Genomic DNA, 22,235 nt, shown 5'->3' on the forward strand with positions numbered 1-22,235 from the left:
AATATCGCGTAGGGAAGCGAAACTTTTTTATTAGAAGCCAAAATGCAGGCGTGAGCCGAGCGACCGGATTTCGCCATGGGGCTCGGCAGGGGCGTTCTCCTCAGCGATCAGTGCGATGGTCTTGGCCTCACCGGGAGCCAGATGGAACCAGTCATCGGCTGGGCGGAAGCCATCGGTACTGATATTGACCGACTGGGCCAGCCGATCCGTCGTCAGCGTCAGGAACCATTGCCCGTTCTTCTGCTCTGTCGTTGCGCTCAGGTTTGCGGCATGCAACGCCGCGCTGCGGCCGCGTGGAAAGTGGAAGGCTTCGGCAATCAGCTCTCCCGTCACGGCGTTCTTCAGCCTTGCAACCGTCACATCATGGGCGGGCGGACCGAAGCGATAGGCATAGGTCGTGTCGAAGAATGCGCCAAAGCAATCGGTGGCGGCAAGGCTTGTCTTGGATCGCGGTGCGAGATCGAGTTGCTTCTGGCCGCGGACGACGGGTTGCAGGCCATCGCGCAGGCAGGCGAGTTCGACGGTGAGCTTGCGGCTTTCCGCCGTCTCGTTGACGAGATGGACGGCAAGCCCGTTGATCCCTTCATCGGTCAGGATCAGCTGTACCGGGCGAAATGCCCGCTTCAGCCCGTACCAAGCCGACTTCGGTTTACCGGTGGAATCGATTACGCCCCAGCCCGCACCCGGTACAAGATCCTGAAGGGTCAGCACCATGGCACCCTGGCAGGAGGAGCCGTTGCGCCGCCACTCGCCATAGGTCGCTTCCATTACCTCGGCAACCGCCGCCCGCGAGAGGTCGAGATAGTGCTCGCCATCCTCGCGCCGCGTCCGCGACGGGTCGAGGTCATAGAGGAGCTTGAGATAATGGTCGCGCACATCCTCGAAATCCCAGGAGGCGCCGCGATCGCGCGGCACGCGGGATTTCCACACCGGGTGATGAACGGCGGGAACGGGCAGGTGCCGATCAAGCGTCTTCTGCTGCGGCACGTTGGCGAAGGCAAGGCACTCGCCGGCAAAGCGCACATCGGCGCGCCGGGCATCGTCCAGCGGGCGGCAATAGGCGCCCACGCCGTAGTAGTGGCCGACCTTCTCGTCGGTGAAGAAGGGCTGCGCGCCGCCGAAGGGTGAGTTCGGGACATAGGCGATGTCGGAGCGACGCGCTTTGATGAAGCGCGGCAACATCTCCTCAGTCAGCGGACCTTTCCAGAAGCTCTCGCCGAGGCCCAGCATCGCGCCCTGCTGGTACATTTCGCTGCCCCCGCAGATCACGGTCAGCGAGGGAGAGAGCGCCGCATTCGCCAGAAGGTCCGCCGTTTCCTTCTCGATATGGGCAACGAAGCCTTCATCTTTCGCCGGGTAATCGAAATTGGCGAGCATCATGTCCTGCCAGACCATCAGGCCGAGTTCATCGCAAAGGCTAAAGAAGTCTCTGGTCTCATAGGCCATGGTTCCGCCAATGCGGATCATGTTCATGCCCGCCTCTGCGGCAAGGCGCAGCCAGGGTGCGTAGTCCCCTTTGGCGCCGGGAAGCCGGACGATATCGGCGTTGGACCAGACGGCACCCCGGCAGAAGATGGCGACGCCATTGATCGTCAGGCCAAAGCCTTTCCCATCCGCACCATGATCGATCTCGATGCGGCGGAAGCCGGTTTTTCCCAGCGTGTGCGTCTTGCCGTCGATGCGAAGGTGAACCTCGTGCAGCGTCGGCGTGCCATGGGTGGCGGGCCACCAGGGCTCTATGGCCGGGAGCCGCAGCTCTGCTGAGAAGAGACCGTCTGAGACCGGCTCAAGTCTTTGCCAGCGATCCCCACAACCGATCTCGATAACGGACGATGACCGCGCTTCAACGCTGACGCGGAGGATGCCAACGCCATCTTCTGTCAATTCGGTGGCGAAGGCGGTGAGGTCGAAATCCGCGTTGCCGTCACGCACCAGTCGGATCGGTCGCCATGGTCCGCTCGCATGGATCTCCGGGCACCAGCCGGGCATGTAACCCAGCGCCGTCGTGCGGATCAGCCGAAGCCCTTGGGTCGACATCATCTGCGGACGCCAGCGGGCGCGGGGGCCGGTCTTTTCCAGATGGGGTTTCAGGGCGCGAAAGCAGATCGCCAGCTCGTCCGTGCCGGAAAGCGTGACGCCAACCTCCAGCGCCTCGAACATGCTGGCGGAGTGCGCGATAGGCTCATCATTCAGATAGATATCGGCGATGGTCGCAAGGCCATCGAAATGCAGCGTCGCGGTCTGCGGTTCTGCGGCATCAAGCCTCAGCCGGTACCAGGCATCGAGATGGTTGAGCGACTTCGGATCGAAGCGGTCGAACTTGCCCGCCTTCTCCAGCGCCTCAGCGACGGTGCCGGGAACCGGTGCTGCAAGGCTTTCCGCATCTGCCGGGATGTCGGATGGGCGCTCATAGGCGCCGGCTTGCGTCAATGTCAGCGTCCAACCCTCCGTCAGCCACTGGCCGGGGAGGGCGTCATGGCGAAGGCTCGCGCTCACGCGGCCTCGCTGGCATCATCGAGATGGGAGTTGAGCTTCGCCATCAGCGCGTCCCAGGCGTCAGCCGCGGGATTAAGAGCGGTGGCGAGCGGCTCGAATTTTCGGCGCGCCACGGCGCGTGCCAGCTGGAACTGCACCGTCTTTGCCACTTCGGCGATCTTCAGCGCCTCGGCGGCTGCGTCATCGAAAGCCTTTGGTCCGGCAAGCCATTGCAGGTGGCTGGCCGCGAGTTCGAAATTGGCGCCGAGCTGGCGCAGCGTATTGAAGGCGTATTTGTGGAAGAAGCCGAAGGGGCGGTCGGCAACCTTTTCCACCTGTGCCGGGAAGACCTGCGAGAAGGCCCGGATGGGATTGTCCGCCGGTCGTCTGGAAAAATGCTGCACCAGCAGCCGTTCGGCAACCTTGCGGCGGCGCTCTTCGGGGACCGGCTTTTCCGGGAATTTGGCGAATTCCGCATAGGGCAGGAAGGGCGGTTCGCCCTCTTTCAGATGGTGCTGAAACACGCCCGCATAGTCCTCGCCTTCCAGCGCGAAGTAGCCGGCGTTGTGGAAATAGTCGAGCCTGAGATTGGCGCGATCGATGCGGTTGATGGCAATCGTCGTCTTGCCGTGGTCGTTTCGGTAACCGACCCCATGCGTATCCGGCAGGTAGAAGCTGTTCACCTCGATCAGGGAAATGCGGCCGCGCTTCAGCTGCGTTTCGATATGGGTCTCGACATTGTCGAAGATCGCAAGCTCGGTCGAGCGGATGCCGTAGAGCGCCTCGAGGTCTTCGAGCGGCATCTTGAAGAAGGTGAAGTGGTCGCCCTCGAAGTCCTGCGTCAGGGTAAAGCCGAACATCGCTTCCGGCGGCAGGCCGCACGAGGCCACAAGCTCGATCCACAAATCGACAAAGCAATTGGTTTCCGGCCACATCCTGTCGGATGCGTGGAGCAGGTGAGGGACATGGCTCTCAGGGCTCAGGGCCGGAAAAATTGCCGTCATGCGTACCTCTCAGGCCTCAGTTCCACAGCGTATCGCGAACCGACTGCGGCCATTGATCGACATCCAGACCATGTTTGGCAAGGAGTGCGAGCGCCAGTCGCTCCAGGCCGAAACCGACGCAGGCGGTGTGGGCGACAGAGCCGTCCGCAAGGTTCAAGCCCCACTTCGCGCCGAAGGCATCCTGGTGGTAGTTGAAGCTCATGCAGGCGGTCAGGTTGGCCGTCGACGTGACCGGGATCAGCAGTTCGAACTTCAGGTTCTGGTCGCGCTGGTTATTGGCCAGCATCCTGCCTGCGCGTCCGAAGAAGGGATCGTTGGCGATATCGAGCTTCACGTCGAGGCCGATGCCTTCCATCATTGCCACGCCGCGATCCATCCACAGCTGGCGGAAATCGGTGACGTCGCTTTCGGTGCCCATGCGCACATATTCGCGCATGCGGAAGAGCTGCTGGCGCGCCGGGTCCTTGGAAGGCTCATGGCGGAAGCAGTAGGACTGGATGTCGTAGAGACCGCCGCCATCGGGCAGATTGCCGCGCTTGGCAATGGTCGGATAGAGCGGATAGCAGGCGGCCGGTGTGAGCACGATATTGGTGATCTTCTGGTCTTTCGCCCAGTCGTCCCCGCCCTCATCCATTGTCTTCAACAGGTTGACGTGGTCGAGTTCGCAGCCGCAGAAGGAATGGACGGTACCGGCAAGCTGCGGGAAGCTCTTCATGTAGCCGCTTTTTTCGAAATAGGCGCGGTTGATGCCGGGCGGAAAGCGGATCGCTTCGGCCTTGTCGCCGGCACCCACTTTGCTGACCAGGGTTTCGAGACCGGTGATCACGTCTTCGAACTGACCGCTTCGGCCATAGAGCCCGTCGACGCCAGTATCGATGAGCAGACCCTTGTCGAAGAGCCTGTCGAGGAAAGATGTTTGTGCGTCCATGGTCCTACCTCAGAAGGCTCGTATCCTGCTTTTGAACCAGCAGGAGATTGGCGGAATTGCTCAGGATTCGATCGTTGGAAATCATCAGCCGGGCGGAATGCGCGTCACGCAGATGGCGGCCAAGGCTATAGGGCGTGCCGTTCTTGTAGCCCATGATGCCGCAGATCAGCATGGCATGGTCGATGATTTCGAGAATGGTCTCGGACGAGCAGATCTTGACGTTGTTCATGGCAATGGCAAAGCCCATCGACATCAGCTTGTCCGGGTCGGCTCTCGTCTCGTCATAGGCCTTGATGCCGGCAATCACGTTGGATTTGACGATCTGCAGCTTGGTCGACACTTCGGCCAGTCGCAGTGCGCCGGGCGGTGCGGACCCTGGCGATTTGCGGGCGGCGGCGCGCACGAAGCTTTGCGCCCGTGCCACTGCGTCGGATGCGATGCCGTACCACACGCCGCTCCACAGAAGATGCGAGGTGGCAAGCATGGATTGCGCTGCAATCTCGGCAAAGGGCTTGGGGAAAATCTGTTCGGCCGGAGCCTCGCCCTTGAACAGGAAACCATCGGAGCAGGTGCCGCGCATGCCGAGCGTATCCCAGACATGGGTGCGCTCAAGGCTGGACTGGTCTTTCAAAAACACCGTCATCACCTGATCGGAGGGAGCGGCATCCTTGTTGCTGCGCGAGGTGATGAGAATGGCGTCGGCTTCGCTGCCGTAGGAAATGACGGTCGCGTCCTTTTCCAGGCGGCAGATGTCACCATCCACTTCGATGGCGCAGATGGAATTGCGAAGATTGCCGCCAATGCCGCCTTCGGTGGTGGCGGAGGCCAGCAGCAATTGTTCATTTGCCAGGCGGCGCATAAAGGCGCTGTGCCATTGGCTTTCTTCGCCGTGCTCCACCAGGCTCGAGGCCTTGATGTGGTGCATGGCGTAGATCATTGCGGTGGCCGAACAGGCCTGGCCCAGAATGGAGCAGATATCGGCAAGCTCCAGCATGGTGGCGCCTTCGCCGCCCATGTGAACCGGAACCTGGATGCCGAGTAGCTTTTCCTCACGGAGCGCGGCGACGGCCTCTTTCGGGAAGCGGCCTTCGGTATCCACCGCATCGGCATGTTTTGCGGCAATCGCCGCCACCCGCGCCGCCCGGGCGCTCAGTGCTTCACGGTGAGGCGCGACGGCGAGGTTCATCAGGCAGCCTCTTTCCCGTCGAGAATGGCTTTGACCGTGGTTTCGATGGCGGCGATGCTGGCAAAGGATTTGCGGTTCAGCATGCTGTCGGGAAACTCGATGTCGAAGGCTTCTTCCAGGCCCAGCATCAGCTGCACGGAGGCGAAGGAGGACAGGCCCGCTGCATAAAGATCGGCATCGTCGGCAAGCGTGTCGACGGAAACGGGAAGCTGACCGAATTTTGCCAGCACGTCACGGATAGTAGAATTCATCTCAAGTATCTCCCTTTAACTGGAGCCATTATCGCGTAACTTCTGAGTTACATTTAAAAACATAACATTGTCATAAGTGGTGCGGTTAATTTCCGGTGACATTGCTTGGCGCCCAACGCAATTGTGGTTTCCGCACGCCCTCTTTTGGCGCAACCAGCTGCCAGCTTGACATTCGGCGCCATGAGGTTTTTGATTGCGGCATTCACCAGGGGGGTCCCGGCAAGGGGCTGAGATACTGCTAGAGCGCGCAGTGACCCGTTGAACCTGATCCAGTTCATACTGGCGTAGGGACGGTGCAAACGCGGGCTTTATGGCAGAACCGGCTTCACGCCGGGGAACCGTCATCATTCCTATCCCGCGCTTTTCGTCTTCATGCTCGAACTGGGTCTCCACTGTTTTGCTTTGGAGCCTCACGATGAACATTGCCGCTAAAAATCTTACCCCAACCGTTACCACAGGTCCGTTGCCTGCCTCCACCAAGGTGCACAAGCCGGGCGTCCTTCACCCGCATATCCGCGTGCCGATGCGCGAAATTGCGGTCCATCCCACCGCCGGCGAGCCGCCGGTGACCGTCTATGATGCCTCCGGTCCCTATACCGATCCGACGCATCTTGTGAACATCGATGCCGGTCTGCCGCGTCATCGCCAGGAATGGGTTCTGGCGCGTGGCGATGTCGAAGCCTATGAGGGCCGGCATGTGAAGCCGGAAGACAATGGCTTTGCCACCGGCGAGCGACTGACGCCGGAATTTCCCGTGCGCAACCAACCGCTGCGGGCCAAGGATGGCAAGGCCGTCACCCAGCTGGCCTATGCGCGGGCAGGCATCATCACACCGGAGATGGAATATATCGCCATCCGCGAAAACCTCGGACGCGAGGCGGCGCAGGACAAGCTTGTGCGCGATGGCGAAAGCTTCGGCGCGCATATTCCAGATCACGTCACGCCGGAATTCGTTCGCCAGGAAGTGGCTTCCGGTCGCGCCATCATCCCCTCCAACATCAACCACCCGGAAGCCGAGCCGATGATCATCGGGCGGAATTTTCTGGTGAAGATCAACGCCAATATCGGCAATTCCGCCGTCACCTCTTCCATGGCGGAAGAGGTGGAGAAGATGGTCTGGGCCACGCGCTGGGGTGCCGATACGGTGATGGATCTCTCCACCGGGCGCAATATTCACAATATCCGCGAATGGATCATCCGCAACTCGCCGGTGCCGATCGGCACGGTGCCGCTCTATCAGGCGCTGGAGAAGGTCAACGGCATTGCCGAGGATCTGACCTGGGAGGTGTTTCGCGATACGCTGATCGAGCAGGCCGAGCAGGGCGTGGATTACTTCACCATCCATGCGGGCGTGCGCCTGCATTACATTCCGCTGACCGTCAATCGCGTCACCGGCATCGTCTCGCGCGGCGGGTCGATCATGGCCAAGTGGTGTCTGCATCACCACAAGGAAAGTTTCCTCTACGAGCATTTCGACGAGATCTGCGACATTTGTCGGGCTTACGACGTGTCGTTTTCGCTGGGGGATGGCCTGCGCCCGGGCTCGATTGCCGACGCCAATGATGCCGCGCAGTTTGCCGAGCTGGAGACGCTGGGCGAGTTGACGCAGATCGCCTGGGCCAAGGATTGCCAGGTGATGATCGAAGGCCCCGGCCATGTGCCGATGCACAAGATCAAGGAAAACATGGACAAGCAGTTGAAGACCTGCGGCGAGGCGCCCTTCTACACGCTTGGACCGCTGACCACAGACATCGCACCCGGTTACGACCACATCACGTCCGGCATCGGTGCGGCGATGATCGGCTGGTTCGGTACGGCGATGCTCTGCTATGTCACGCCGAAGGAGCATCTTGGCCTGCCGGATCGCAACGACGTGAAGGTGGGCGTCATCACCTACAAGATCGCGGCGCATGCCGCCGATCTCGCCAAGGGACATCCGGCAGCGCAGTTGCGCGACGATGCGCTGTCGCGCGCTCGCTTCGAATTCCGCTGGGAGGATCAGTTCAACCTGTCGCTCGATCCGGAAACGGCGCGTTCCTATCACGACGAGACGCTGCCGAAGGAAGCGCACAAGGTCGCGCATTTCTGCTCCATGTGCGGGCCGAAATTCTGCTCCATGCGCATTTCCCACGATATCCGTGCGGAAGCCCAGAAAGAGGGGCTGGAGGCGATGGCGGAGAAATTCCGCCAGGGCGGCGATCTCTATATGCCGCTGGAAAAGCCCGTGGCCGGTGAATGAGATGCGCATTCTCATCAAAGGGGCAGGCGTTGCCGGTCTGACGGCTGCCCTTGAGCTGACGCGGCGCAGATCTGCGGTGACGGTGTTCGACACTGCGCCTCGGATCGGTCGCGGCGCATCCTGGTTTGCCGGCGGCATGCTGGCGCCCTGGTGCGAAAGGGAGAGCGCCGAACAGGCGGTGCTCGACCTCGGACAATCGGCGCTCGACTGGTGGGAGGAGGCCACACCCTGCCTCGTCTCGCGTAACGGCACGCTGGTGGTGGCGCCAGCGCGGGACAGGGAAGAACTCTCGCGCTTTGCCTCGCGCACCAGCGGCTACCGCCTGGTGAATGAAGACGAGATCGCGGCCCTCGAACCGGACCTTGCCGGACGGTTCCGCCATGGGCTGTTCTTCGAGGGCGAAGGTCATCTCGATCCGCGGCTGGCGATGACGGCGCTGCATCGGCGCCTGGTGGAAAATGGCGTGGTCTTTCATCTGGGCGGCGAGGCCATCAACGAAGGCGGCTTCGATCGCATCGTCGATTGCACCGGCCATACGAGAGTTGGCTCGCTCTCAGGGCTTCGGGGCGTGCGCGGCGAAATGCTTTATCTCGCAACAGACGAGGTTTCGCTGTCGCGCCCGGTGCGGTTCCTGCATCCGCGCATCCCGCTCTACATCGTCCCGCGCGAGCCGGGGCGCTTCATGCTGGGCGCGACGATGATCGAGACGGAGGAGGCGGGGCCGATTTCCGCCCGCTCGATGATGGAGTTCTTGAACGCCGCTTATGCGCTGCATCCATCCTTCGGAGAAGCGCAGATCATCGAAAGCGGTACCGGCATCCGGCCTGCCTTTCCCGACAATCTTCCGCGCATTGTGAAAGAGGGCAAGACGCTCTTCATCAATGGTGCGCACCGGCACGGCTTCCTGCTCTCGCCTGCCATGGCGCGCCAGGCTGCCGATTTCATCGAACAAAAGGAGGTGTCCCATGCGAATCCACGTCAACGGCGAAGTGCATGATCTTTCCGCCGCCACGCTCTCAGAACTTCTTTTCGCGCTCGATTTCGAGGGCGACTGGCTGGCGACGGCGGTCAATGGCGATCTCATCCACGCTGAGGATCGCCCGCAATTTCACTTAAAGGATTCCGACCGGATCGAAATCCTTTCCCCGATGCAGGGAGGATAAACCATGTTTCGATTGTATGATCGCGATGTCAGCTCACGGCTGTTGCTGGGTACTGCGCGCTATCCGTCGCCCGCCGTTCTGGCGGATGCGGTTCGCGCCAGCAGGACCGATATCCTGACCATTTCGCTCCGGCGTGAAACGGCAGGCGGCAAAAAGGGCGGGCAGTTCTTCGAGCTGATCCGCGAACTCGACCGCCTCATCCTGCCCAATACGGCGGGCTGCCATACCGCCAAGGAAGCGGTGCTGACGGCAAAGATGGCGCGCGAGGTGTTCAAGACCAACTGGATCAAGCTGGAGGTGATCGGCCATCACGACACACTCCAGCCGGATGTCTTCGCGCTGGTGGACGCGGCCCGCATCCTCTCAGACGACGGGTTTGAAGTGTTTCCCTATACGACCGACGATCTGGTGGTGGCGGAAAGACTGATCGATGCGGGCTGCAAGGTGCTGATGCCCTGGTGCGCACCGATCGGCAGCGCCATGGGACCGCTGAACCTCGTGGCACTCAAATCCATGCGGGCGCATTTCCCCGATGTGCCGATGATCGTCGACGCCGGCCTTGGCCGTCCGTCGCATGCGGCAACGGTGATAGAGCTTGGCTATGACGCCGTGCTGCTCAACACGGCCGTCGCCGGTGCCGGCAATCCGGTGATCATGGCTGGGGCTTTTGCCAAGGCCGTGACGGCAGGGCGTGAGGCCTATCTTTCCGGCATGCTGGAGCCGCGCGACATGGCGGTGCCGTCGACGCCGGTAATTGGGACGGCGGTGTTTTCGTGAGGCTGGTCCTCCCGAACTTGATCCACTGCTGTCCGGTTTAAAGTTCTGGTTTGGATCTGCCGCACCCCCCTCTGTCCTGCCGGACATCTCCCCCTCAAGGGGGGAGATCGGCAAGCGGCGCCCTTCGCATGTCCTATCCCACCGGAGTTTGGGGCGAGACGGTGCAACAGTTCGATCTCCCCCCTTGAGGGGGAGATGTCCGGCAGGACAGAGGGGGGTGCGGCACGGCGCGGAGCTCACTTCGCCCCACGACACTCTAAGCCAACATTGACAACACCTCCCCACAGCGGGATACCGGCATGACAACAGAAGGAATGCCGCCCTTGCATAATCTGCTGATCGATATTGACGGTGTTGCGGTGGGCCATGCCACCGATCTGGCGCTTGGCTCCGGCGTGACGGCTATCGTCTTCGATGAGCCGGCTATTGCCTCCGGCTCTGTTCTGGGTGGCGCGCCGGGTGGGCGCGATACGGCCCTTCTCGATCCATCGATGACGGTGGAGGCGGTGGATGCCTTCGTGCTGTCCGGTGGATCGGCCTTTGGGCTGGATGCGGCAGGCGGGGTGCAGGCGGGGTTGCGCCAGGCCGGGCGCGGTTTTCCCGTGGGCAATACCCGCGTGCCGATCGTGCCGCAGGCGATCCTGATGGATCTCTTGAATGGCGGCAACAAGGATTGGGGTCTGCATTCGCCCTATCGCGATATGGGGTATGAGGCGTTCAAGGGTGCTTCGCGTGAGCCCTTTGCGCTCGGCACCGTGGGTGCTGGCACGGGTGCCACGACCGCGACCGTGAAAGGCGGGCTGGGCTCTGCCAGTGCCAAGACCTCTACCGGCATCACAATTGCCGCGATCGTCGCGGTCAATGCCCTGGGCTCGGCAACGGTTGGCACCACGCAAAACTTCTGGTCCGCCCCTTTCGAGCGCGACGGCGAATTTGGCGGGCTTGGCCTGCCAACACAGTTCACTGAGGCCGATACGGCGCTGCGCATCAAGGGCGTGACGCTGACGGCCACAACTATTGGCGCGGTGGTCACAGATGCGGTGCTGACCAAGGCGCAGGCGCACAGGCTTTCGATCCTGGCGCATGATGGGCTGGCGCGCGCCGTGCTGCCTTCGCATCTTTCCAGCGATGGCGACACGATGTTTGCCGCAGCGACGGGTAAAAAAGCGCTCGCCCAACCAACGGATTTTGCCGAACTCTGCCATCTCGCCACGCTTGTCATGGCGCGTGCCATTGCCCGCGGTGTGTTCGAGGCGACCGCGCTTCCGCATGAGGGCGCGCAACCCTCCTGGCGGGATCGCTTCGGAGCCGCGCAGCCATGAGCGACACGCCATCGCGCCCGCCTCTCAAACCCGTGCTGCGGGTGGATTTTCCGCCGGGCGAGCGGCTTGGTCGCGGCAAGATCGAGCTGATGGAGCATATCGCCGCCACCGGCTCCATCTCCGCGGCCGGACGCGCCATGGACATGTCCTATCGCCGTGCCTGGCTGCTGGTGGATGCGCTGAACCACATGTTCAAAGAGCCGGTGATCGAATCGCAGCGCGGCGGCAAGCAGGGTGGCGGTGCGGGGCTGACGCCTTTTGGCGAAGAGTTGCTGGCGCGCTTTCGCGGCATAGAAGCGCGTCTGCGCGAGACGCTGCAGGCCGATCTCGACTGGCTGGAAGCCAACCGGGCAGCCGACGATCGCACGGCTCAGGATGCGCCCTCTCAATAGGGATCAAGTGCCGCCGATTTGACGATGGCGAAGACCGGGCTTCCGGCTTTGAGCGACAGCCGCTCGATGGAAAGGCTTGTGACCCGCGACTGGATGAGCGTGCCGTGGCAGGCCACCTGCACCAGCGCCATGCCATCGGCCAGCGCAATGCTTGTCACGTGGCCTTCGAGAATGTTGAGCGCGCTCAAACCCTCCGGTCGCACCGTTGCCAGCATCACGTCTCGCGCCGGAATGTGCACGCGCACCGCCCTGCCGGGCTCTGCGCTTTGCGCGGGCACCTGAAGTGCGGTTTGACCCAGCCGAACGGTGGCGAGCCGATGGGCGGCATCGAAGGCCTCCACCGTGCCGGAGAGAATGCTGCCTGCTTCGCGCCGCTCCAGATAGGTGCTGAAGGCGGGCTGGGAGAGAATGTCCGAGGCCGGGCCAGCGGCGTCGATCCGGCCATCCTTCATCACCACCACCTGGTCTGCCAGGCGCGAGACTTCGCTGACCGAGTGGCTGACATAAAGGATCGGGATGGTCGTCTCGTCGCGCAGCCGCTCCAGATAGGGGATGATCTCGGCCTTCCGCGCCTCATCGAGTGCGGCCAACGGCTCGTCCATCAACAGCAGGCAGGGAGAGGAGAGCAGAGCCCTGCCAATCGCCACCCGCTGCTTTTCGCCACCGGAGAGCTTTTCCGGCCGCCGCTGCAACAGCGCGCCGATGCCGAGCATCTCGATCACATGGGACGTGGCGGCCGCATCCGCACTGGCACCAGAAAACCAGCGGCCATAATGCAGGTTCTGCTCCACGCTTAAATGTGGAAAAAGCCGCGCTTCCTGAAACACATAGCCGAAGCGCCTTTTATGCGCGGGCGTGAAGATGCGTTTTTGCCGATCGGCCAGCACCGTGCCATCAAGCTCGATCCGCCCTTCATCCGGCTTCGTCAGCCCGGCAATGATGCGCATCACCGAGGTCTTGCCGGAGCCGGAGCGGCCGAAAAGCGCGGTCACGCCCTTGTCTGCGGTGAAGCTCGCATCCAGCGTGAAGCTGCCCAGCCTGTGGCGGGCGGAGAAGGAGAGCGTCATTGCCCGGCCACCCTTCTGCTGACCATGCGCGCCAGAAATTCCGACGCCAGCAGCGCCACCATGGAAATGACGATCGCCACCAGCGTCAGGCGCATGGCGCCCGCATCTCCGCCCGGCACCTGTGTGAGGCTATAGATCGCGGCTGAGAGCGTTTGCGTTTCGCCGGGAATGTTGGAGACGAAGGTGATGGTCGCGCCGAACTCGCCCATCGCCTTGGCAAAGGCGAGGATCATGCCGGCAATGATGCCGGGAAGGGTGAGCGGCAGCGTCACCGTCAGGAACACCCAGAGCGGGCTTGCGCCCAGCGTTCCCGCCGCTTCCTCCAGCTTGCGATCCACCGCCTCGATCGACAGGCGAATGGAGCGCACCATCAGCGGAAAGGCCATGATGGCGCAGGCAAGGGCGGCACCCGTCCAACGGAAGGAAAAGACGATGCCGAAATGCTGATCGAGAAACGCGCCGATCACGCCCTTGCGGCCAAAGAGGATCAGCAGCAGAAAGCCGGTGACGACCGGCGGCAGGATCAGCGGCAGATGCACGATGCCGTTCAGCAGCGACTTGCCGAAGAACCGCCCGCGCGCCAGCGCCAACGCAATCACAATGCCGAAGGGGAGGCTTGCCAGCATGGCAACGGTCGAGACCCACAGGCTCAACCGTATCGCCGTCCATTCTTCCGCACTTAGCGATAACCAGTCCAAACTGCCATTCCTGTTCTTAAGCGCCCGGGCGCGCAACGCCGCTTCCCCACTTTCGCGAGACCGGCGCTTCCGATCTGACCGCCTATCGTTCTTGCAAACCGCTGAGCAAGTTTGCGCGATTTGCTTTAAGGATTTGTTCCGATGCCCGTTCTGAAGCATGGTCCACGCAAAACGGTGCAGCGGCTTTGCGATCACGACATGCGACAAAACAAAGGCCTGGAGCCTAGGCAGCGAATCTGAAAGATCGCGACACGCTTCTAGCCAGAGCCGCGCAGCGTTTCGGCGCAAACGCGATCAGAGCCGACGCGATGATGCGGCTCTGACAGCCCGTCGCGCCGTTTCAGACCATGCGTCCTTGCCTTACTTCAGAACCGTAAAGCCCTGGGCCTCGAAGAAGGGTGCTGCCTTGGCCGATTTCAGAAATTCCAGATAGGCGGCCGCTGCCGGGCTTTTGGCATCCTTCAGCATCGCGACGGGATAGATGATCGGCGGATGCGAATCTTCCGGAAAGGTGGCGACGATCTTCACGCCGGGATCGGCCGCCGCATCCGTCTGATAGACGATGCCATAGGGCGCTTCCCCGCGCGAGACCAGCAGCAACGCTGCGCGCACACTTTCCGCCCCCGCCACCTTGCCGGAAACCGCGGACCAGACCCCAAGCTTCTCCAGCGCCGCCTTGCCATATTTGCCCGCTGGCACAGAATCCACCGCCCCCATGGCAAGCTTGCCATTGTCGACGAGAGCCGAAAGATCAAATCCCGGCTTGATCTCCACCGGCTTCGCGACTGCCGCAGGCGCAACCAGCACGAGGCGATTGCCCAGAAGATTGCTCCGCGTGTCCGCCTTGATCAGCCCCTTGCCCGCCAGATAATCCATCCAGGCCAGATCCGCCGAAATAAAAACATCCGCAGGCGCACCCGCCTCCACCTGCTTCGCCAGCGCCGAACTCGCCGCGTAGGACACCACAACCTCATCCCCACTCTCCTTGGCAAATTCGGCATTCGCCGCATCCAGCGCATTCTTCATGCTGGCCGCAGCAAAGACAGTGACCTTCTCGGCGGCCAGCGCCGGGGAGGAAAGGACGGGTGCCGCAAGGCATGCGGCGGCGACGGCCCATGCGGCGGTTTTCAGAAGGATGCGGCGGTGAAGTGTCATGGATCGGCCCCTCAAGCGAGATATCTGGTTGGATATATCGGTGGTAATCGATGAGGGTTATGTTTGCAAGGATATAGCGATACCAACGTGGTTCGCTGCGTTGGTGGCCCGAAAACTTGCTATGTTGCCAAGACTTGCGCAGCTGCCGTGTCTAGCTAACTAGGGTAATCGATATGCCGGACAAAATGTTTGACTGCAGCTATGGAGCTATCCCTGAGACCAATTTGGCATTGTAGTCTAATAAGACTTGGTCAATCGCAGTTAAAAGAGCGTTAAATCCGTTGAAATTGATTTTGCTTTGGTTCGGACGTACAACATCCTTTGCGAACGTATGCTTCGAATAAAACTTTGAGCCATCTGACTCTTTGTTGGTGAGATCTAGCTTTTTGCCCTCGTACACAAAGCCTAGTAGGGCAGGGTCGAACAACCCCTCAATTGCAGTCACTGGATTTCCAGTAGGTGGGATGGGTACTGCGTACAGGTTCGAGTAAACGTAGTAGAAGGGGTCCAGTCCGGTAACTTTGGTCTTGGTGATCGAGCCAAGAGTTGAGAAAAAAGCTTTAGACCCTTCATCATTGTCTACTAAAATGATCACGGGATGCCTCCCGCCAGACTTGAAACCGCTGATCCTTTTTCGGTAATCGCCAAGCAAGTTTTTGAGTTCTCCGGTCCCGCCGGATAACCCCATGAGCTCTCTGCTAGAGTTGCTGTATCTGAAAAACTTTAGCTGGTGCTCTTTTTCTTGTCCCGAAACTTGGATTAGATTCGGATATCCTGCGGCTAACTGGTTAAGGGCAGCCTTGAGATAAATGGTATCGGTGACGCCTTCTCCAATAATGACTGGCTTAGTAATCCCAAAAAACGAAACGAAATTAAGGAAAGACTGATATAGCTTGAATGGCGCCGTCGTCCGCATTGACGGGCCATTTTCAAGCTTGTTTTGCATAGAGCGTACATGGTGAATATAGTTCAATCGTCCTCGGATCACGCTATCGGAAACCGGTTCAAGCGATCCATTCAGATTTGAATAGCCAAACCCTAGATTGAAAAGGTTGTGACACATTGCTCGCGTAGTATGGTAGTACTCCGTAGGGACCGATACGGATTTATTTACAATAAGCCCCGTAGCTTCCTGTCTAGACGACTTATACTGTAGACGTGTCTTAGAATTATTAAGTTTAAATCCGCTCTTGAAGATATTTTTTAATAACTCATCTCCTGGAACCCAAGAGTTGGGCGATTTCGTGCCTGGATAAGCTATCGCTTTGGGAAACACGCGTTCGTTCGTCGAAAAGCTCAGATCATCTGCGTATCTAGTGTACGTACATCTGTGTCGGCCTGCCATGCGCGATAGGCGCATATCAAGGATGTGGCCAATAAAATCTGATATGATGGGCGAGCAAGGGCTTCCTTGCGGAAGAGAATTGTTATGACAGGCAATCTGCGCGATAACGGTCGCTACTTTGGGGTGAAGGCAAAAATGTTGATTTTTTATAAAGAAACCATATACGCGCCCAAAATTTATAGAAGGAAAAAAATCCTTTAAATCCGCGTTGAACACATACCTTTTGTTTCTGTGATTTCGTGCATTGGTAATTATGGAAAGGTTTCTCTTGAACGCGTGCGAAACGACACAATTATTGTCTACTGCACTGTCTTTGCTTATCTCGCCTTGCACGCCGAGAAGCAGGTCAGCTAAATTTCTTTGAATTCTTTTTAGTCTATCAATCGGCGCACTAATTACCCTTTTTCCACCTGTTTTTTTTGAAATCTCGAACTCCTTGTACTTGAGATGGCTGGGAATCTTGTAAATCACGTACGAAAGTACGCTTGGCTTCTCCTCGAGAATGTATGCTAGGTCCGAAAGTGACTTTGCTGCTCTTAACGCTTCAAGTTTCGACATATTCGATTTTCTTAAGGCTTGCGGACACTCTTATGCGAATGGGTATCATATCCAATCCACATCATATGTAAGTATCGTCGGGCAAACCGCCTGACAATGTTTTCAACTGCCATGAAACTTGGCAACAAGATCTGTCCGCAAGCCCGCATCCAGAAAACATTCTTCTAATTGGTGGCACAACTCAAAAGCGATCCCGCTACAGTTTTTTCAACAAATATTTACAAAAATTGGGGTCGTTAGATACGCTGACGAAGAAATTTCGCTTAGGCAAAAAAACGAAGTTTGCATTATGAGATGAGAATCCGGCAATGGCTGATCTCATAACGAACCATGAATTTCAGAAGACTTGGTTTTTGCGGAATGGAGATTTAGCGGTTTTCGGCAAGTTAACCTAACAGACACTGCTGGATGTAGTTGTGCAGACCCAGGAAACCGCTGATCCGGACAATGGGTGTCTGGCATTTCCGCGCTAGGTTTCGAATTCTATTTATTGATCACGACAATCAGTCACCCAAACTAATCACGGATGAATCACTTGAATGGGTGTCTGTGCATCATTTTGAAACGTTGCTGGCGAGGCGGTCCGACTAAGGAAACATCGTTCGGCGAAGCAGTTGTATAGAAAGATCATACAGGCAATTTCCTCTCGGAGTCGGCGCGGGTGGCTGCCCTATGCTGGAGTTTGGTTAGCGCCGCGACTGCTATCGTTAGGCTACGCCGAACCAAACCGCTCCCCCGCAAAATGCGCCACCTGCGCACCGGCCTCATAATAGGCCTCCTTCAGCGCCCGAAAACTCTGCGCCTTGGGCTCTGACACTGGCAGCGGCAGGTCGCTTTCGCTGATCTCGCCGGCCACATGGGCGGCCAGTGTTTTGCCGAAGGTGGTGCCCGGCGCGATGCCGCGGCCGTTGTAGCCGCAGAAGCCTACGACGTTCTTGGCGAAGCGGTGGAAGCGGGGGACGGCGTTGTCGGTCATGCCGATCTGGCCGTACCATTCGCATTCGAACTCCACATCGCCAAGCTGCGGGAAGAGGCGTTTGAGCGAGCGTTTTGCCCAGGCGCGGTGGACGCTTGCCCCTGTGTCGCGCAATGCGCCCACACTGCCGAAGACGAGGCGGCCGGCCTTGTCCATGCGGAAGGAGGAGAGGATTTCCTTGGTGTCCCAGCAGCCTTCGCGGCCGGGCAGGACGGACTTGGCGAGATTATCGCCGAGCGGGCGGGTGGCGAAGTTGAAATAGGGGAGGTAGACCTGCTCCTCGCGGATGATCTTCCACGGGCCTTGGCTATAGGCTTCCGTTGCCACGATGATCCAGCTTGCCGAGACGGAGCCGCGATCGGTGCGCACCGTCCAGCCTTCGCCGTTTTCTTCCGTCGCGTGCACCGGGCTTGCCGTATGGATGATGGCGCCAGCTTTGAGTGCGGCGTTGGCCAGTCCGCGCACATAGGCAAGCGGCTGGAGCGTTCCGGCGCGTTCATCCAGAAGCGCGCCTGTGTATCCGTTCGTGCCGACCCGCCTTGCGGTTTCCTCGGCGCTCAGGATCCGCACCGGCGCGCCGCGCGCGGCCCACTGGTCGCAGCGCTCGCGAATTTCGGTGAGCCCCGCTTCGCCGACGGCGCAATGCAGCGTGCCGTTCTTTTCCAGTTCACAGGCAATCTCGTGTTTCTCGATGATCTCGCGCACCAGGAAGGGCGCGTTGCCCAGAAGGTCCAGCAGGCGATCGCCATGGACCGGGCCCAGCACATTGGGCAGTTCCTTCGGCATAACCCACATGCCGCCATTGATGAGGCCGACATTGCGGCCAGCACCCCCAAAGCCGATTTCCTTGCCTTCCAGCACGATGCATTTGATGCCGCGTTCCGCCAGATGAAGGGCCGCCGAAAGGCCGGTGAAGCCACCGCCAACGATCACCACATCCGTCGTCACATCCCCTTCCAGCGCGCTGGTTTGCGGCGGTGGCGGAGCGGTCTTTTCCCAAAGGCCATGCGAGCGGGGATCGTTATACATCGGGGGCATCCACAATCATGAGGCAGAGTTGCCGGGCAGGCGGTTGGGCGCGAAGAAGCGCCCTTTGGCGAAAACTCTATCGCGGCGCTTCACCGCTGACCATCGACATCTCGTCATCAATTCATGCCGGGCGGGAATAGTAGCGGGCAGCGTTGCCATGGGATCGTACGACGCCAAAGGCTTGAAAGAGCGGGCTGCCTCAGCCAATAGTGTGTCACACACGCGCAGGCGGCGGCTTTTGCCCCACCGCGCCACGCTTACATCAGCCTTTTGGCGAGGAAGACCAGTCATGAAGCCCATCTTCGTTCAGCTCCAATGCGCACCCGGCAAGACCTATGAGGTCGCGGACGCCATCTACAAGACCGAACTGGTTTCGGAGCTTTATTCCACCAGCGGCGAGTATGATCTCATGTTGAAAATCTATCTTGGCCCGGAGCAGGATGTCGGCAAATTCATCAATGATAACATCGTCAGTATTCCGGGCATCGTGCGCTCGCTGACGACGCTGACGTTTACGGCGTTTTGAGACGACACGGGGTTTCCGGGGAAAAGAGAGCGACACCCTCTCGTTCGTCATCCTCGGGCTTGATCCGAGGATCTATCAACCCACCCGTAAGTGCCTGAAAACATGGATTCTCGGGTCAGGCCCGAGGATGGCGGGGAGGAGGGATTGAATCTCATCGCAACGTCGCGCGGAGGTGAACGTCTCGCGGTTTAAGGTGGAGGAAATGGCCGAAGAACTTATTCGGTGTCGTGATTGAAAAATACTGGCTGAAAATCAAAAGGCGATGCCGGGTTGAACGGGCATCGCCTTTATCGTTTTTCAAATGTGGTTTCGTAACAGGCTGAAGATGGGCTCAAACCAGCGCTGCCACGTTGCGGTTGCGCACGAGGTTGCGGATGGCAACGCGCACATCCTCGGCGCTGTCGAAGCGCTGCTCGTCCAGATCATGGACGTGGAACTTGACGGCAATGAACTTCAGCCGGTTGTTATCCGGTACGACGATACCGACCGGTTCGCCTGCGAATTCGATGACTTGCTTTTGCATGGTGCATACTCCCGCTGTGGCTTGATCGCACAGCATAAATGTCGAATTGAATGAATTGAAAATTTGAGGGGACTTAAAAAGTCACCACATTCGACAGCAGCGGGAACACGTGGATTTGTGCCCGGCATTCGAGATCCGATGACCTAGGAGCGCGGCAATGCGCATAAATTTCGACATGACACTCTCCTCTGCTCGTGTTGACCCGGAATACCGAAGAATCACTCTCCAGTTGAATCACTGATATCCCGGTTTTGCCTCGGAATCAATGATTATCAATGTAGGTAGAATATTTTTCTTTATGATGACAGGACGGGGGCGGAAATGTGAAATTTTTGTTTATCCGGCTTGGTTGTATCAAAGCGCCGGAAACGCCGAAGATTTCGTGCCCGTTTAATCTGCCGAGGGCGGGTAGAGGTGATCGTTCCCGTTGAAATCGGAGACGGCGTAACAACCCTCGGCCTGTTTCGTTGCCGCATTCTGACCGATGACGGCTTTTCCGTGGCCGCCTGGAATATCCAGCACGTAAGTCGGCTGGCACAGACCCGACACGTGACCGCGCAAGGCGGACACAATCCGCTGGCCTTCTTCGATGCTCAGCCGGAAGTGGCTGGTGCCGGGCGCAAGATCGGGGTGATGCAGGTAATAGGGCTTGATGCGGTTTTCGACGAAGCTGCGCATCAGCTCTGCCAGCACGGCCGGATCGTCATTGATGCCCTTCAGCAGCACCGTCTGGCTGACCATGGCAATGCCGGCATCCACCAGTCTTGCGCAGGCGGCGCGCGCTTCGTGCGTCATCTCGCGCGGATGGTTGGAATGCAGCGCCACATAGGTCGTCTTGCCGCTGGCCTTGAGTGCGGCAATCAGATCGGCATCGATCTTCTGCGGATCGACCACCGGCACGCGGGTGTGGAAGCGCACGATCTTCACATGCGGAATGGCGCTCAAGCCTTCCATGATCGTTTGCAGACGGCGGGGTGAGAGGACCAGCGGATCGCCGCCGGTGAGGATAACTTCCCAGATCTCCGGGCGGGAGGAGATATAGTCGAAGGCGACGGTAAGCTCTTCCGGGCTCATCATGCCATTGCCCTGCGGGCCGACCATTTCACGGCGGAAGCAGAAGCGGCAATAGACTGGGCAGACATGTACGGCCTTCAACAGCACCCGGTCGGGATAGCGATGGACGATGCCCGGCACGGGACTATGGGCCTCGTCGCCGATCGGATCGGCGCGTTCCTCGTTCGTCTGATAAAGCTCGGCCTCATCCGGGATAAACTGCAGGCCGATCGGGTCTTGTGGATCGGCTGGATCGATCAGCCTGGCCACGCTTGCCGTCAGCGCCACGGCATAACGTTCCGCCACCGGACGCACCCGCTCCAGTGCCGCCTGGTCGATGAGGCCTGCGTCGTGAAGATCGTCAGCCGATTTCAGCGCGCGTGTCGTCATGATCCATAGACCGCGACAGGCGCCCACATCACAAGGTCAATTCTCGGCGCGCCGGTTGCCAGCATCACCAGCCGGTCGAAGCCAAGCGCGATACCGCTCGCCGCCGGCATGATGGTCAGCGCTGCCAGAAGCTCTTCATCGATCGGGTAGGTCTCGCCATAGATGCGGCTCTTTTCCTGCATCTCGATCTCGAAGCGGCGGCGCTGCTCGTCGGCATCGGTCAACTCGCCAAAGGCATTGGCAAGCTCCACGCCGCAGCCATAAAGCTCGAAGCGCTCGGCCACGCGGCCATCGCGCGGCGAGCGCCGGGCAAGGGCAGCCTCGCTGACCGGATATTCATCGAGGATCGTGGCGCGGCCAAAACCGAGTTCCGGCTCCACCTTCTCGACGATGATGCGGCTGAAGATATCGGCCCAGCTATCATCCTGCGCGGTGCGGATGCCCGCAGCCTTTGCCAGCCGGTCCAGATGGTCGCCGTCGTTCTCGCCATTGGGCGATACCGTCGCCAGCAGGTCGATTGACGCATAGCGCTGAAATGCCTCTGCGACGCTGAGCCGCTCCGGCGCCAGAAACGGGTCCATCTCGCGTCCGCGATAGGCAAAGCGTTTGGTTTTTGCCGTGTCTGCGGCGAGCGCCAGAAGCTCGGCGCTGTCTGCCATCAGGCTCTCATAGGTCTCGCCTGCGCGGTACCATTCCAGCATGGTGAATTCGGGGTGGTGCAACGGCCCGCGCTCGCGGTTGCGATAGACATGGGCAAAGCAGGCAATGCGCGTTTCACCGGCGGCCAGCAGCTTCTTGCAGGCAAATTCCGGCGAGGTATGCAGGTAAAGGGGCGCGTTCTCGCCACTCGTGGTGATGCCCGTCGTGGCGAAGGCATGCAGATGCGCCTCGTTTCCGGGCGAAATCTGCAAGGTGGCGGTATCGACTTCGATGAAATCGCGATCGGCAAAGAAAGAACGGAAAGCGCGCTGGATGGCATTGCGGCCCATCAGGAAGGGCCGGCGGTCCATATGGACGTCCGGTTGCCACCAGGATGAGGTTGTGTCTGCGCGCGTGCTCATCTGCCCGTCTGTCCGCTGTCTCTCTTGACCAAGGTGCGTTGCAACGCTGCCTAATCCACCGGTTGAATGTCTGTTTCAGCGCCGCTCGTTTGAAAACCGTATGACAGTTTTCGCTTC

At 59.7% G+C, this 22,235-nt stretch carries 20 protein-coding genes and 1 riboswitch; of the genes, 7 read left to right on the forward strand and 13 right to left on the reverse strand.

The genetic code is table 11. The features are described 5' to 3' along the window. Positions 1-30 precede the first annotated feature (30 nt). From ACTJKV_RS20705 to ACTJKV_RS20725, 5 genes are read right to left on the reverse strand one after another with little or no spacing between them, the layout of a single operon-like run. Entirely contained in the window at positions 31-2,496 is a 2,466-nt protein-coding gene (locus ACTJKV_RS20705; RefSeq protein ID WP_440599375.1) for a glycosyl hydrolase 2 galactose-binding domain-containing protein, read from the reverse strand. Further along, positions 2,493-3,479, reverse strand: a complete 987-nt coding sequence (locus ACTJKV_RS20710) for a DUF1839 family protein (RefSeq protein WP_440599376.1) — start codon at positions 3,477-3,479, stop codon at positions 2,493-2,495. The genes ACTJKV_RS20705 and ACTJKV_RS20710 overlap by 4 nt, the downstream gene beginning before the upstream one ends. A 16-nt stretch (positions 3,480-3,495) precedes the next feature. Further along, the gene (locus ACTJKV_RS20715) at positions 3,496-4,407 is read right to left on the reverse strand and encodes an amino acid--[acyl-carrier-protein] ligase (protein ID WP_113273040.1); all 912 of its coding nucleotides are present in this window, start codon (positions 4,405-4,407) and stop codon (positions 3,496-3,498) included. A 4-nt stretch (positions 4,408-4,411) separates the two neighbouring features. After that, complete coding sequence (locus ACTJKV_RS20720; protein ID WP_440599377.1) at positions 4,412-5,593, reverse strand: acyl-CoA dehydrogenase family protein; 1,182 nt, start codon at positions 5,591-5,593, stop codon at positions 4,412-4,414. Continuing rightward, a complete protein-coding gene (locus ACTJKV_RS20725) occupies positions 5,593-5,844 on the reverse strand; it encodes an acyl carrier protein (RefSeq protein ID WP_062424835.1) in 252 nt (83 codons plus the stop codon). Before ACTJKV_RS20725 ends, ACTJKV_RS20720 begins: the two co-directional genes overlap by 1 nt. A gap of 197 nt (positions 5,845-6,041) precedes the next feature. Next, positions 6,042-6,153, forward strand: a riboswitch (TPP riboswitch). A gap of 106 nt (positions 6,154-6,259) precedes the next feature. Here ACTJKV_RS20725 and thiC point away from each other — a divergent pair. From thiC to ACTJKV_RS20755, 6 genes are all read left to right on the forward strand, one after another. Continuing rightward, positions 6,260-8,083, forward strand: a complete 1,824-nt coding sequence (gene thiC / locus ACTJKV_RS20730; protein WP_440599378.1) for a phosphomethylpyrimidine synthase ThiC — start codon at positions 6,260-6,262, stop codon at positions 8,081-8,083. A gap of 1 nt (position 8,084) precedes the next feature. Continuing rightward, positions 8,085-9,080: a glycine oxidase ThiO gene (thiO, locus tag ACTJKV_RS20735; protein WP_440599379.1), complete on the forward strand. Its 996-nt coding sequence runs from the start codon at positions 8,085-8,087 to the stop codon at positions 9,078-9,080. Then, positions 9,049-9,246, forward strand: coding sequence for a sulfur carrier protein ThiS (gene thiS, locus ACTJKV_RS20740; RefSeq protein ID WP_440599380.1), 198 nt, complete (start codon positions 9,049-9,051; stop codon positions 9,244-9,246). Before thiO ends, thiS begins: the two co-directional genes overlap by 32 nt. Before the next feature lie 3 nt (positions 9,247-9,249). Then, a complete protein-coding gene (locus tag ACTJKV_RS20745; RefSeq protein ID WP_440599381.1) occupies positions 9,250-10,023 on the forward strand; it encodes a thiazole synthase in 774 nt (257 codons plus the stop codon). A 314-nt stretch (positions 10,024-10,337) separates the two neighbouring features. Continuing rightward, on the forward strand, positions 10,338-11,345 hold the full coding sequence (locus ACTJKV_RS20750) for a P1 family peptidase (RefSeq protein WP_440599389.1): 1,008 nt from the start codon (positions 10,338-10,340) through the stop codon (positions 11,343-11,345). Then, positions 11,342-11,737, forward strand: a complete 396-nt coding sequence (locus tag ACTJKV_RS20755; protein WP_440599382.1) for a winged helix-turn-helix domain-containing protein — start codon at positions 11,342-11,344, stop codon at positions 11,735-11,737. The genes ACTJKV_RS20750 and ACTJKV_RS20755 overlap by 4 nt, the downstream gene beginning before the upstream one ends. Here ACTJKV_RS20755 and modC read toward each other — a convergent pair. The 5 genes from modC to ACTJKV_RS20780 form a co-directional block, all read right to left on the reverse strand. Next, the gene (gene modC, locus ACTJKV_RS20760) at positions 11,731-12,804 is read right to left on the reverse strand and encodes a molybdenum ABC transporter ATP-binding protein (protein ID WP_440599383.1); all 1,074 of its coding nucleotides are present in this window, start codon (positions 12,802-12,804) and stop codon (positions 11,731-11,733) included. The genes ACTJKV_RS20755 and modC overlap by 7 nt on opposite strands. After that, positions 12,801-13,502: a molybdate ABC transporter permease subunit gene (gene modB, locus ACTJKV_RS20765; RefSeq protein ID WP_111851114.1), complete on the reverse strand. Its 702-nt coding sequence runs from the start codon at positions 13,500-13,502 to the stop codon at positions 12,801-12,803. Before modB ends, modC begins: the two co-directional genes overlap by 4 nt. Positions 13,503-13,862: 360 nt before the next feature. Continuing rightward, positions 13,863-14,657, reverse strand: coding sequence for a molybdate ABC transporter substrate-binding protein (gene modA / locus ACTJKV_RS20770; RefSeq protein ID WP_440599384.1), 795 nt, complete (start codon positions 14,655-14,657; stop codon positions 13,863-13,865). A 199-nt stretch (positions 14,658-14,856) separates the two neighbouring features. Further along, the gene (locus ACTJKV_RS20775; protein WP_274103339.1) at positions 14,857-16,560 is read right to left on the reverse strand and encodes a retron Ec67 family RNA-directed DNA polymerase/endonuclease; all 1,704 of its coding nucleotides are present in this window, start codon (positions 16,558-16,560) and stop codon (positions 14,857-14,859) included. Between the two features lie 712 nt (positions 16,561-17,272). Beyond that, a complete protein-coding gene (locus tag ACTJKV_RS20780; protein WP_274103338.1) occupies positions 17,273-18,565 on the reverse strand; it encodes an NAD(P)/FAD-dependent oxidoreductase in 1,293 nt (430 codons plus the stop codon). Between the two features lie 289 nt (positions 18,566-18,854). On the opposite strand from ACTJKV_RS20780, the gene ACTJKV_RS20785 reads away from it, so the two are divergent. Next, complete coding sequence (locus ACTJKV_RS20785; RefSeq protein ID WP_274103337.1) at positions 18,855-19,091, forward strand: Lrp/AsnC family transcriptional regulator; 237 nt, start codon at positions 18,855-18,857, stop codon at positions 19,089-19,091. 331 nt (positions 19,092-19,422) lie between these two features. Here ACTJKV_RS20785 and ACTJKV_RS20790 read toward each other — a convergent pair whose 3' ends face one another. The 3 genes from ACTJKV_RS20790 to epmA form a co-directional block, all read right to left on the reverse strand. Then, a complete protein-coding gene (locus tag ACTJKV_RS20790; protein ID WP_274103336.1) occupies positions 19,423-19,614 on the reverse strand; it encodes a hypothetical protein in 192 nt (63 codons plus the stop codon). A gap of 390 nt (positions 19,615-20,004) precedes the next feature. Continuing rightward, on the reverse strand, positions 20,005-21,057 hold the full coding sequence (locus ACTJKV_RS20795) for a lysine-2,3-aminomutase-like protein (RefSeq protein ID WP_274103335.1): 1,053 nt from the start codon (positions 21,055-21,057) through the stop codon (positions 20,005-20,007). Continuing rightward, on the reverse strand, positions 21,054-22,118 hold the full coding sequence (epmA, locus tag ACTJKV_RS20800; protein WP_274103334.1) for an EF-P lysine aminoacylase EpmA: 1,065 nt from the start codon (positions 22,116-22,118) through the stop codon (positions 21,054-21,056). Before epmA ends, ACTJKV_RS20795 begins: the two co-directional genes overlap by 4 nt. Positions 22,119-22,235: the final 117 nt, after the last annotated feature.

The sequence above is a fragment of the Agrobacterium sp. 22117 genome (genome assembly GCF_052045735.1).
Taxonomy (GTDB): Bacteria; Pseudomonadota; Alphaproteobacteria; order Rhizobiales; family Rhizobiaceae; genus Agrobacterium; species Agrobacterium cavarae.

Bases quoted from the DNA above. Each gene is read 5' to 3' on its own strand.
- ACTJKV_RS20710 (WP_440599376.1), bottom strand. From the start codon at position 3,479: ATGACGGCAATTTTTCCGGCCCTGAGCCCTGAGAGCCATGTCCCTCAC.
- ACTJKV_RS20715 (WP_113273040.1), bottom strand. From the start codon at position 4,407: ATGGACGCACAAACATCTTTCCTCGACAGGCTCTTCGACAAGGGTCTG.
- ACTJKV_RS20720 (WP_440599377.1), bottom strand. From the start codon at position 5,593: ATGAACCTCGCCGTCGCGCCTCACCGTGAAGCACTGAGCGCCCGGGCG.
- ACTJKV_RS20725 (WP_062424835.1), bottom strand. From the start codon at position 5,844: ATGAATTCTACTATCCGTGACGTGCTGGCAAAATTCGGTCAGCTTCCC.
- thiC (WP_440599378.1), top strand. From the start codon at position 6,260: ATGAACATTGCCGCTAAAAATCTTACCCCAACCGTTACCACAGGTCCG.
- thiO (WP_440599379.1), top strand. From the start codon at position 8,085: ATGCGCATTCTCATCAAAGGGGCAGGCGTTGCCGGTCTGACGGCTGCC.
- thiS (WP_440599380.1), top strand. From the start codon at position 9,049: ATGCGAATCCACGTCAACGGCGAAGTGCATGATCTTTCCGCCGCCACG.
- ACTJKV_RS20745 (WP_440599381.1), top strand. From the start codon at position 9,250: ATGTTTCGATTGTATGATCGCGATGTCAGCTCACGGCTGTTGCTGGGT.
- ACTJKV_RS20750 (WP_440599389.1), top strand. From the start codon at position 10,338: ATGCCGCCCTTGCATAATCTGCTGATCGATATTGACGGTGTTGCGGTG.
- ACTJKV_RS20755 (WP_440599382.1), top strand. From the start codon at position 11,342: ATGAGCGACACGCCATCGCGCCCGCCTCTCAAACCCGTGCTGCGGGTG.
- modC (WP_440599383.1), bottom strand. From the start codon at position 12,804: ATGACGCTCTCCTTCTCCGCCCGCCACAGGCTGGGCAGCTTCACGCTG.
- modA (WP_440599384.1), bottom strand. From the start codon at position 14,657: ATGACACTTCACCGCCGCATCCTTCTGAAAACCGCCGCATGGGCCGTC.
- ACTJKV_RS20775 (WP_274103339.1), bottom strand. From the start codon at position 16,560: ATGTCGAAACTTGAAGCGTTAAGAGCAGCAAAGTCACTTTCGGACCTA.
- ACTJKV_RS20780 (WP_274103338.1), bottom strand. From the start codon at position 18,565: ATGTATAACGATCCCCGCTCGCATGGCCTTTGGGAAAAGACCGCTCCG.
- ACTJKV_RS20785 (WP_274103337.1), top strand. From the start codon at position 18,855: ATGAAGCCCATCTTCGTTCAGCTCCAATGCGCACCCGGCAAGACCTAT.
- ACTJKV_RS20790 (WP_274103336.1), bottom strand. From the start codon at position 19,614: ATGCAAAAGCAAGTCATCGAATTCGCAGGCGAACCGGTCGGTATCGTC.
- ACTJKV_RS20795 (WP_274103335.1), bottom strand. From the start codon at position 21,057: ATGACGACACGCGCGCTGAAATCGGCTGACGATCTTCACGACGCAGGC.
- epmA (WP_274103334.1), bottom strand. From the start codon at position 22,118: ATGAGCACGCGCGCAGACACAACCTCATCCTGGTGGCAACCGGACGTC.